Here is a 10,047-nt window from a genome sequence, read left to right on the forward strand (position 1 = left end):
CGAGACGACACTCGGGCCCTCAACCTGCCCAGCCTCAGCCCACAGCACGAAAACGGTCCACCGACTCCGTCGGCGGACCGTCACGCAAGATCGAGGCTAACGCACACAGGCGACACGTTGGGCCCTTTTGTGAAACCGCCACCAAACCGAGCGGATGACACGGAGAGTGACGTGTGATTCGTCGTTATGCGGCGGAGGGGTCACTGTCTCGCGGATTCAACTGGCTTTCATTGAGCCTATTTGCGCTCACATACGCCACATGTGGAGCAGGGAGTTCGGATGGACGTGCGGAAAGTGACCGTACTCAGAGTCACGCGTTAGTGGCATGGGTCACACCGCTGAGCAGAGAAGGTGGCCGGGGGCGCATACACGTCGAGGGACGGCGACCTCGACCTCGTAAGCGCCTCCCGGACTGGCTCGGCACGGTTTGTTTGCCGCTCATGGCAGTTTCGCCTGGCGATGTCGGTCAGGCGAGACGGTGGTTCATCCTGCGAACGTCAAGGCGAGGCCGGCGAAGGCGAGGAGCAGGCTGCTGGCCATGGTGACGCCTGCCGTGATCCTGAAGAACCAGGGGCCGAACCGTGACGGTTCCGTGAGTGCCAGATTCATGGTGCGGGCAGCGGTCACAGCCCGCACCGCGTTGCGGCGTGCCGCAATCTTGTCCGCCGCGCCGCGCACGTTGAAGAGGTACCTGGCCCCCCAGCCAGTGCCGGCCACCCCGATCGTGAGCAACAAGATTCCCGCGCCCATAGCAATCCCTCCCTGACTCGCCGCCAATCTGCGGACGTCGACCGAACACTGGCAGCCGACTACGGAGAGAGCAAATGATGTCGGGGCAGGTCGATCCGGTTGAGGGGACGGCGATCCCATCGGGCATCACATGGGTCAATCCTGCCGCGAGGCCGGCCTAGGTGTTCTGTCCACGGAGGTTGGTGACAGCGATCACTGAAGAGTGGTCTTGAACGAGTGAGGGCCTTCCGGGTTCGGTGTGGATTGCGACATCTGCACGGAACGACGAAAGGCCCTCGTGCCCCACCGTAATGCACCCCTGACCGAGACCGGCCGTCTGCGTCTGGCCCGCTGCGTGGTCGAGGACGGCTGGACCCTGCGCCGGGCCGCCGAACGCTTCCAGGTCTCGCCCACCACGGCCCAGCGGTGGGCCGGCCGCTACCGCGAACTGGACGAGGCAGGCATGACCGACCGGTCCTCGCGCCCGCATCGCAGCCCGCGCCGGACCCCGACGCGCACCGAGCGGCGCATCATCAAGGTCCGCGTCCTGCGGCGGTGGGGACCGGCCCGCATCGCCTGCCTCCTGCGGCTGAGCCCCGCGACCGTCCACCGGGTCCTGACCCGCTACCGTCTGGCCCGCCTGGCCCATCTGAACCGTGCGACCGGCCGTGCCGTCCGCCGCTACGAACGTGAGCGCCCCGGCGAGCTGGTGCACGTCGACATCAAGAAGCTCGGCAACATCCCCGACGGCGGCGGCCACAGGACCCTCGGACGGCAAGCAGGCCGCAAGACCCGCTCCGGCGCCGGCTACAGCTACTCCCACAACGCCGTCGACGACCACTCCCGCCTCGCCTACAGCGAGATCCTCGCCGACGAGAAGAAGGAGACCGCCGTCGGCTTCTGGCGGCGGGCCCACGCGTTCTTCGCCCAGGCCGGGATCACCGTCGAATGCGTCCTGACCGACAAGGGCTCCTGCTACAAGTCCTACCTCTGGCGCAACTCCCTTGCAGAACAGGGGATTTCACACAAGCGAACCCGCCCCTACCGGCCCCAGACCAACGGGAAGGTGGAGCGGTTCAACCGCACCCTCCTGGACGAATGGGCCTACGCGCAGCCCTACCGGACCGAGACCGAGGGGCGCGACGCATACCCCGCATGGCTCCACAACGGGTGCTGGACGGTGGTGTTACGGGGCGCGGCTGAGCCGTGACGAGAACGAGGAACGGGTTGTGCGTCGACTGTCGAGGGCGCGCAAAGGCACCGCGTGACCTGGTGCTGCGGGCACGGATGGTCGACTTGAGCTGGTCAACGAACAGCGGGTCCAGGCCTTCGCGGATGAGTTGAGGTGCAGTCCCAAGACAGTCCGCCGCTGGCTTCAACCGCTTCGACCGCCTGGGCCTAGACGGGCTGGAGGACCTGGGCGGTCAGGGTCGCAAACCGCCACTGTCGCCCCCGGCCGCCGTCCCGCAGGACGACACCGTAAGCGGGTGGGTGGCGCCTGACACCTCCCAGTCGTCGGCCCAGCCGATGATGTGGCCGCCGACCGCGCCGACCGCGGTGAGGATGTCGTCGCACTGGCGTTCCGGGGACGACGTGGCTAGCTTCATCCGCGACAGTCGCCGTACGCCGAGCAGGCACTTGCCGCATCCGTCGCAGGGGCGTTCGATCATGTTCGGGTCCGTACCGCGCAAGGGCTTCTCCGTCTCGAGCACGCAAGGTACGGAGATTTCACGGCCACGCCGATTTCACGGCCACACCCGGGATGATCTTGCTCAGCCCAGGAAGCTCAGTCGGACCTGACGTTCGGGGTTGTCGCGGTTGGTGTCCACGAGGCAGACCGACTGCCAGGTCCCCAGTCGCAGGGTGCCGTCCACCACCGGCAGGGTGGCGTGGGGTGGGACGAAGGCCGGCAGGACGTGGTCGCGGCCGTGGCCGGGGCTGCCGTGGCGGTGCTGCCAGCGGTCGTCGGCGGGGAGCAGGGTGTGCAGCGCCGTGAGGAGGTCGTCGTCGCTTCCGGCACCGGTCTCGATGATCGCGATGCCGGCCGTGGCATGCGGGACGAAGATGTTCAGCAGGCCGTCGCGGCCGGCCGCCGCCTCCCGCAGGAAGGCCTCGCAGTCACGGGTGAGGTCGACGACCCTCTCCTCGGCGCCGGAGGCGATGTGCAGGACCCGGGTGGTGAACGCGTCTGACATGCCACCATCCTGACCCATGCCCGCCGTGGCGGCAGACGCTGTCGTCGCGTGGTCGCGCCGCACGGGAAGATCCACGACCTCGGCACTGTTGGTTCAAAGGTGAACGAAATGCGTGAGGTCGAGGTGACCGTCATAGGGGCCGGTCAGGCGGGTCTGGCAGCGGCCTACCACCTGCGCCGCACCGGCTTCGAGCCGGAGCGCGACTTCGTGGTGCTCGACCACTCCCCCGGCCCTGGCGGCGCCTGGCAGTTCAGGTGGCCCTCACTGACGTACGGCAGGGTGCACGGGATGCACGCCCTGCCCGGCAGGGAACTCGCGGGCGCCGACCCGGCGCGGCCCTCCTCCGAGGTGATCGCCGAGTACTTCACCGACTACGAGCGCGCCTTCGATCTGCGGGTGCGTCGGCCGGTCGATGTGACGGCGGTACGCGAAGGCGGGAACGGGCGGCTGCTCGTCGAGAGCTCCGACGGTACGTGGGCCACGAAGGCGCTGATCAACGCCACCGGCACCTGGGACCGGCCGTTCTGGCCGCGCTATCCCGGGCAGGACACCTTCCGCGGCCGGCAGATCCACACCGCCCGGTATCCGGGGCCGGAGGCGTTCGCCGGACTGCGGGTGGTCGTGGTGGGCGGCGGGGCCTCGGGAACCCAGCACCTGCTGGAACTGGCCCCGTACGCGGCCGCCACGACCTGGGTGACGCGGCGCCTGCCCGTCTTCCGCGAGGGCCCCTTCGACGAGGACGCGGGCCGCGCGGCGGTCGCGCTCGTGGAGGAGCGGGTACGGCAGGGGCTGCCGCCCAAGAGCGTCGTCTCGGTGACGGGCCTGCCGCTGAACGACGCGATCCGGCAGGGACTGGCGGACGGGGTGCTCGACCGGCTGCCGATGTTCGACCGGATCACCGCGGACGGGGTCGAGTGGAAGGACGGCCGGCGGGTGTCCGCCGACGTCATCCTGTGGGCCACCGGTTTCCGGCCCGCGGTGGACCACCTGGCGCCGCTGCGGCTGCGCGAGCCGGGCGGCGGCATCCGCGTAGAGGGCACGCGCGCGGTCGTCGACCCCCGCGTCCACCTCGTCGGCTACGGCCCCTCCGCGAGCACCATCGGCGCCAACCGGGCGGGGCGCGCGGCCGTACGGGACATCAGACGGCTGCTCGCCGAGTCGGCCGGGGAGCCGGTCGCCGCCTGACGTCCCGTCGGGTCAGGGAGCCTTCGACGGACTCCGCGAGGCCTGGGCGCTCTGCTGGATCCGGTTGAACTCGGCGACATTGCGCTGATGTTCCTCGTAGCTGGCGGTGAAGCGCGTGTCGCCCGGCTTGACCGTGACGAAATACAGCCAGTCCCCCGGCGTCGGAGTGATCGCTGCGCGCACAGCCTCCTCGCCGGGGTTGTCGATCGGCGTCGGGGGCAGTCCCATGCGCTGGTAGGAGTTGTAGGGGCTGTCGAGGCGGGTGTCCGCCGTGCTCGTCCTGAGCATGGAGCGGTTCAGCGCGTAATTGATCGTGGAGTCCATCTGCAACGGCATACCGCGTTCCAGACGGTTGAAGACCACGCGGGCCACCTTGCCCATGTCGGCCTTGGTGGCGGCCTCGGCCTGGACGATGCTGGCGACGGTGACCGCCTGGTAGACGTTCATCGCGTTGCGCTGGGCCCCGGCGGCGATCGGCGCGCCGTTGAACTTGGTGTTGGCGGTGTCGACCATCGCGGTCAGCAGCGCCTGCGGGGTCGGCTTCTTGTCGAGTGGATACGTCGCCGGGAAGAGGTAGCCCTCCGGGTTGCCCTCGGCGTCGGGCGGCAGCTTCAGGCCTGCCTTGGGCAACGCCTTCCTGGTGGTGCCGACCGGCAGGGCGAGGGCCTTGTCGACGGCCTCGTAGATCTGGCTCGCGCGCCAGCCCTCCGGGATCACCAGCGTCGTCGGTTTCTTCTCCTCGGCGCTGTCCATGCTCAGCAGCGGCACCGCCACAGCGGTGCCGGCCGCGACGGCTCCGGTCGCGATGAGGACGAGACGGCCCCGGCGCGTCAGTCGAATCGCGCTCCGTGGCGGAGTGTTCATCTGCATGCGGGCACGGTAACCCGCATATCATGATAATTCCGGCATCTCCGGGCATATTTTCATCTTGTCGGCTCCAGTCGAGTGTCTCTGCGCACCAGCTCCGCATACCGCCCGCCGCGCTCCAACAGCTCCTCGTGCGTGCCCCGTTCGGCAAGCCGGCCGGAGTCCAGGACGACGATCTGGTCGGCACTGCGAATGGTCGACAGCCGATGGGCGATGGTGAGCGTGGTGCGGTTGGCCGACAGCGCGTCGATGGCCTGCTGGACGGCATGTTCGGTCCTGGTGTCCAGGGCACTGGTCGCCTCGTCGAGAATCAGCACCGGCGGGTCGCGCAGGATGGTGCGGGCGATGGCCAGGCGCTGCTTCTCACCACCGGAGAAACGGTGCCCACGCTCGCCGACGACCGTGTCGTACCCGTCCGGCAGGGCGGCGATGTGGTCGTGGATCTGAGCCGCACGCGCCGCCGTGTACAGCTCCTCGTCGGTGGCGTCCGGCTTGGCGAAGCGCAGATTGTCGGCGATCGAGGAGTGGAAGAGGTACGTCTCCTGCGAGACGACTCCGACCGCGCGCGCGAGGGTGTCGAAGTCGAGGTCGCGGACATCGACCCCGTCGAGGGTGACCCGGCCGCCGGTCACGTCGTACAGACGCGGCACGAGGTAGCCCAGGGTGGATTTGCCCGCGCCGGTCGGACCGACGACGGCCAGGCTGCTGCCGGCCGGGACGGTCACCTCGATGCCGGTGAGGACGGGGGCGACCGTGTCGTCGCCGTCGTAGCGGAACTCCACGTCCTCGAAGCGGACTTCGCCCTTGATCTGGTCGAGGTGGACCGGGTCCGCCCGCTCGGTGATGTCGACGGGGAGGTCGAGGTACTCGAAGATGCGCTGGAAGAGCGCGAGGGATGTCTGGATCTGCACGCCGGTCGACAGGAGGCTGACGGCCGGGCGGAACAGGCCCTGCTGGAGGGAGACGAAGGCGACGATCGTGCCCAGGGACGCGCCGGGGCCGCCGAGCTGGAGGGTCATGCCCGCGGCCCAGTAGATGACGGCCGGCATGGCCGACATGACGATCCCGATCACGGACATGCGCCAGCGGCCGGCCATGCTCGATCTCACTTCGAGGTCGACGAGGCGCTCGGACTCGTCGGAGAAGGAGTTCGTGAGGGAGTCGGCGCGGCCCATGGTGCGGCCCAGCAGGATGCCGCTCACCGAAAGCGATTCGGTGACCGTGGCGGCCATCCCGGCCATCTGCTTCTGCCGTTGGGTGGTGATCTTCCGCCGTTCGTTCCCGACGCGGCGGCTGATCCACACGAAGACCGGCAGCAGGAGCAGCGAGACGACGGTGAGCCGCCAGTCCAGGGCGATCATCGCGATGATCGTGGCGACGACGCTGGTGAAGTTGGAGACCAGGGAGGTGGCGGTGGACGTGACGGTCGCCTGCATGCCGCCGATGTCGTTGGCGATGCGGGACTGCACCTCGCCGGTGCGCGTGCGCGTGAAGAACGCGAGCGACATGCTCTGGAGGCGGCCGAAGACGGCGGTGCGCAGGTCGTGCATCACCCGCTGGCCGACCGTCGTGGAGATCAGCGTCTGGAGGACGCCGAAGACTCCGGCGAGCACGGCGCTGAGGATCATGCCGAGCGCGAGCAGGCTCAGCAGGCCGGTGCGCCCCTCGGGGATGGCGACGTCGAGGGTCTCCTTCAGCAGGAACGGCGTGGCGACCGAGACGAGCGAGGAGGCGGCGACAAGCAGTCCGACGACCGCGAGCCGGCCACGGTAGGGGCGGAACAGTTTCAGGATCCGGCGCACCTGCCGGGGCGGTTCCTCGGCGTCGCCGGACGGGGGCCAGGAGTCTGGTTTGTCGGGGTGCATGGGCTCCTACGGGAGGTCGGACGAACGGGACTGAGGGAGCGTAGCTCATTGTTACCTATACTCACAATGAACGGCGTCCTGATATTGTTCCCGCATGACCACCCCCGATCCCGACGGCGCGCTCGCCGAGCAGCTGCTGCGGTTCACGCGTCGGGTGCACCGCATCCAGAAGCACCATCTGGAGCTGTCGGACCTGGGCATCACGCCCGCCCAGTCCCGTCTGCTGCGCACCCTCGCCCACTTCAGCGCGCCGCCCCGGATGGCGGACCTCGCCGCGCGCCTGGAGGTCGTGCCACGGGCGGTGACCACGCTGGTCGACGGGCTGGAGACGAACGGCACGGTGCGCCGGGTCCCGGACCCGACCAACCGCCGGGTGATCCGGATCGAGCTGACCGACGAGGGCCGCACCACGCTCCACGAACTGCACCGGGCGCGCCAGTCGGCGGCCCGGGAGATCCTGGCCCCGCTGACGGACGTGGAGCGGGCGGTGCTCGGGGAGCTGCTGGACACGCTGATCGACGGGACGGCGCTTCCGCGCTGCTGATCCTGTCCTCGACCCCTCGCGTTCCTGAACCAACCTCGATGCAACCCCAGAGGCGTTCGGGTTCAGAGGCGTTCCCGATCCGATGGGAAAAGGCCGCGGCCGCCGCTCCGGCGTGCTGGAGCGGCGGCCGCGGCCCTTCTGGTGACCGGGTTGCGTCAGCGGGCCTCGGTGGCGGATTCCTTGGCCGCCGGCTGGGCCGGGACGGCGGGGCTCAGGGGTCCCTCCGAGCTGGGCGGGGCGCCGGCGGCGGGGTGCGCGCCTGGCGTTACGGGGGCTTCCTCCGCCGCGTCCGGGGCGTCCGCCGCGTCCGGGGCGTCCGGGATACCGAGGCCAAAGGATTCCGCAGCCTCGTCCGGACCGGACGCGTGCTCCCCGTTCAGCACCTTCTTCGCCCGCTCGATGTCCAGCGCGCCCTCCCAGCGGGACACGGCGAACACCGCCACGCAGTTGCCGAGAAGGTTGGTGACGACGCGCATCGAGTCCATGATGCGGTCCACGCCCAACAGCAGGGCGACGGCACCTGCGGGGATGGCGCCCAGCGAGGAAGCGGTCGCGGACAGGGCGAGGAACGCCGAACCGGGGATGCCCGCCATGCCCTTGCTGGTGAGCATGAGCACCAGGACCACGGTGATCTGCTGCCCCAGGCTGAGGTCCACGCCGACGGCCTGCGAGATGAACAGCGTGCCGATGGACAGGTAGAGCGACGCGCCGTCGAGGTTGAAGGAGTATCCCGTCGGCAGCACCAGGCCCACGGCATCGTCGCGGGCGCCGGCCTTGCGCAGCTTCTGCATCACGCGTGGCATGACCGACTCGGTGGAGGCGGTGCCGAGCGCCAGGAGCATCTCCTCGCGGATGTAGCGCAGGAACTTCCAGAGACTGAGACCGGTCACCGCCTTGAGCGCGACGGCGAGCAGTGCGATGAACAGGGCGGCCGCCGCGTAGCAGAGGATGATCAGCTTGGCGTAGGTCTCGATGACGCCGAGGCCGTACTGGCCGATGAGGACGGCCATCGCGCCGAACACCGCGATCGGCGCGAGCCGCATCACGAAGCCGACGATAGCGAAGATGATCTCCTGGGCCTGCTCGATGGCGGGCAGGACCTGAGGCACCTTGGTGTGACCGAGGTGCAGCAGCGCGGCGCCCACGAGGCAGGCCAGGATGAGGACCTGGAGCAGGGAGTTCTCGGCGAAGGCGCCGATGAAACTGGTGGGCAGCGCATTCACGACGAACTCGGTCGTGGAGGGCAGCGAACCGCCTCCCGTCTTCGCGTCGACCGCCGAGGTGTCGAGCGTGGCCGGGTCGACGTTCATCCCGGAACCGGGCTGGACGAGGTTAGCGGCGATCAGCCCGATCAGCAGGGCGAGCGTGCTCGCCACCTCGAACCAGATCAGGGCCTTGAGCCCCATCCTGCCGAACGCCTTGAGGTCACCGGCCTTGGCGATGCCGACGACGACCACGCAGAAGACCAGCGGCGAGATGATCGTCTTGATCAGCCGGGTGAAGCCGTCGCCGAGCGGCTGGAGATCCGTGGCCACGTCGGGCCACAGCTTTCCGACGAGCACTCCGAGCACGAGCGCGCAGGCGACCTGCGCGAAGAGAGAGGTACGCACCATGCGTGCGACGCGTCGCGGCAGTGACGGTACGGACTGCGGCACGGGCACTCCTTGTGGGGGACGGTGACTCGCAGAAGCCGGACGGGACTTCTGCGATACGGAAAGCGGCTTCCGTAGCGATCACCTTGGGGGGTGAGTCGCTCACGGGGAAGACCTCCGTGTTGCGTGCGCGTAAAACGCGCCACGAGTGACGCATCGCACACCGCCCGCCCCTGCGGTCACCGCGCCCGCCGCTCAACAGCGCGTGTGATCCTCCGTCAGCACTCCCCGCAACGTGGTCGACGCCCGCTCGTAGCAGCCCGACGAGCCGCTCAGCCGGTAGCGCTCGCCCGTCGTGCCGACCGCGTGCCGCTGGCCCCACGGCACGTTGACGGTCAAGGCGGCCTCGATCGTGTTGGTGCCGGGAGCCGCGACCACGCCGTGCGCCGGCCGCCCCGTGTCTCCGTCGCGGCTGCCCGGTCGCCAAGGGAGCGCACCGTGCGCAGCCGGCCGTCGGCGCCGGCGGTGGTCGTGCCGTTCATCGCGTACCTGTGCTGGCTCCGCACTATGCGTGCCGGTCCACAGCCGTCCACGGCGCCCGATTCGTCGTCCGTCCAGGTCGCGTCGAGGGCGTCCACGGTCTCGCCGCCGGTCCAGCGGTGCGCGGGCGTGGCGGCGAGAGCGCGGTCGAGGTGGTCGTCACCCGGCCGTGAGAGGTGTCCGGATCGCCCGCGACGCTCAGGCGGTGACCGCCTTCGCGTCCACCCGGCGTTTCCGTACCCGGGGTGTACGTCGTGGAATTGGCGGGATCACTCGCGTCGTGCCGAACGGATCCGCCGTTCACGACCGCCTTGTGGGGGTCCTGCCACACCAGCACGTCGACGGGCAGGCTCCAGCCGCTCCGCCCCTCGGGAACAGCGACCACGGACACCTCCACGCGGTGGTGGTGGCCGTCGTCGAGGACCCCGGCGGGGGTGCCTCTATGTCCTTCGTCAAGGCACCCCTGTCGGGGGTGGGGTCATTCGGTCTTGCTGGGCTCATGCGGCGAGCTCGACGTCCGCGGGCGTGCG

8 protein-coding genes and 2 pseudogenes are annotated in these 10,047 nt (G+C 69.5%); 3 read left to right on the forward strand and 7 right to left on the reverse strand.

All coding sequences use genetic code 11. The features are described 5' to 3' along the window. Positions 1-483: 483 nt before the first annotated feature. Positions 484-750, reverse strand: a complete 267-nt coding sequence (locus tag P1P75_RS35455; RefSeq protein WP_319263254.1) for a hypothetical protein — start codon at positions 748-750, stop codon at positions 484-486. A 277-nt stretch (positions 751-1,027) separates the two neighbouring features. Here P1P75_RS35455 and P1P75_RS35460 point away from each other — a divergent pair. Then, positions 1,028-1,894 (forward strand): annotated as a pseudogene (locus P1P75_RS35460) (IS481 family transposase); the annotation flags it as partial. A 259-nt stretch (positions 1,895-2,153) separates the two neighbouring features. Here P1P75_RS35460 and P1P75_RS35465 read toward each other — a convergent pair. Beyond that, positions 2,154-2,441 (reverse strand): integrase, encoded by a 288-nt coding sequence (locus P1P75_RS35465; RefSeq protein ID WP_319263256.1) that lies wholly within the window; start codon positions 2,439-2,441, stop codon positions 2,154-2,156. 60 nt (positions 2,442-2,501) lie between these two features. Next, a complete protein-coding gene (locus tag P1P75_RS35470) occupies positions 2,502-2,924 on the reverse strand; it encodes a YjbQ family protein (protein ID WP_319263258.1) in 423 nt (140 codons plus the stop codon). A gap of 99 nt (positions 2,925-3,023) precedes the next feature. Here P1P75_RS35470 and P1P75_RS35475 point away from each other — a divergent pair, with 99 nt between their 5' ends. Continuing rightward, positions 3,024-4,109 (forward strand): NAD(P)-binding domain-containing protein, encoded by a 1,086-nt coding sequence (locus P1P75_RS35475; protein ID WP_319263260.1) that lies wholly within the window; start codon positions 3,024-3,026, stop codon positions 4,107-4,109. 12 nt (positions 4,110-4,121) lie between these two features. Here the strand turns inward: P1P75_RS35475 and mltG are convergent, their stop codons facing one another. Further along, the gene (gene mltG / locus P1P75_RS35480; protein WP_319263262.1) at positions 4,122-4,979 is read right to left on the reverse strand and encodes an endolytic transglycosylase MltG; all 858 of its coding nucleotides are present in this window, start codon (positions 4,977-4,979) and stop codon (positions 4,122-4,124) included. A gap of 53 nt (positions 4,980-5,032) precedes the next feature. Next, positions 5,033-6,841 (reverse strand): ABC transporter ATP-binding protein, encoded by a 1,809-nt coding sequence (locus P1P75_RS35485; RefSeq protein ID WP_319263264.1) that lies wholly within the window; start codon positions 6,839-6,841, stop codon positions 5,033-5,035. Positions 6,842-6,935: 94 nt separating this feature from the next. On the opposite strand from P1P75_RS35485, the gene P1P75_RS35490 reads away from it, so the two are divergent. Further along, positions 6,936-7,385: a MarR family transcriptional regulator gene (locus P1P75_RS35490; RefSeq protein WP_319263266.1), complete on the forward strand. Its 450-nt coding sequence runs from the start codon at positions 6,936-6,938 to the stop codon at positions 7,383-7,385. Positions 7,386-7,540: 155 nt separating this feature from the next. Here P1P75_RS35490 and P1P75_RS35495 read toward each other — a convergent pair whose 3' ends face one another. Next, the gene (locus P1P75_RS35495) at positions 7,541-9,040 is read right to left on the reverse strand and encodes a cation:dicarboxylase symporter family transporter (RefSeq protein WP_319263267.1); all 1,500 of its coding nucleotides are present in this window, start codon (positions 9,038-9,040) and stop codon (positions 7,541-7,543) included. A 192-nt stretch (positions 9,041-9,232) separates the two neighbouring features. Beyond that, positions 9,233-9,953, reverse strand: a pseudogene (locus P1P75_RS35500) (peptide-N4-asparagine amidase); the annotation flags it as partial. Between the last annotated feature and the right edge of the window lie 94 nt (positions 9,954-10,047).

Origin of the sequence: Streptomyces sp. ID05-39B (assembly GCF_033794725.1) — a bacterium.
Lineage (GTDB): Bacteria > Actinomycetota > Actinomycetes > Streptomycetales > Streptomycetaceae > Streptomyces > Streptomyces bobili.

Coding starts and splice junctions, on each gene's coding strand:
- P1P75_RS35470 (WP_319263258.1), bottom strand. CDS start 2,924: ATGTCAGACGCGTTCACCACCCGGGTCCTGCACATCGCCTCCGGCGCC.
- mltG (WP_319263262.1), bottom strand. CDS start 4,979: ATGCAGATGAACACTCCGCCACGGAGCGCGATTCGACTGACGCGCCGG.
- P1P75_RS35490 (WP_319263266.1), top strand. CDS start 6,936: ATGACCACCCCCGATCCCGACGGCGCGCTCGCCGAGCAGCTGCTGCGG.
- P1P75_RS35455 (WP_319263254.1), bottom strand. CDS start 750: ATGGGCGCGGGAATCTTGTTGCTCACGATCGGGGTGGCCGGCACTGGC.
- P1P75_RS35485 (WP_319263264.1), bottom strand. CDS start 6,841: ATGCACCCCGACAAACCAGACTCCTGGCCCCCGTCCGGCGACGCCGAG.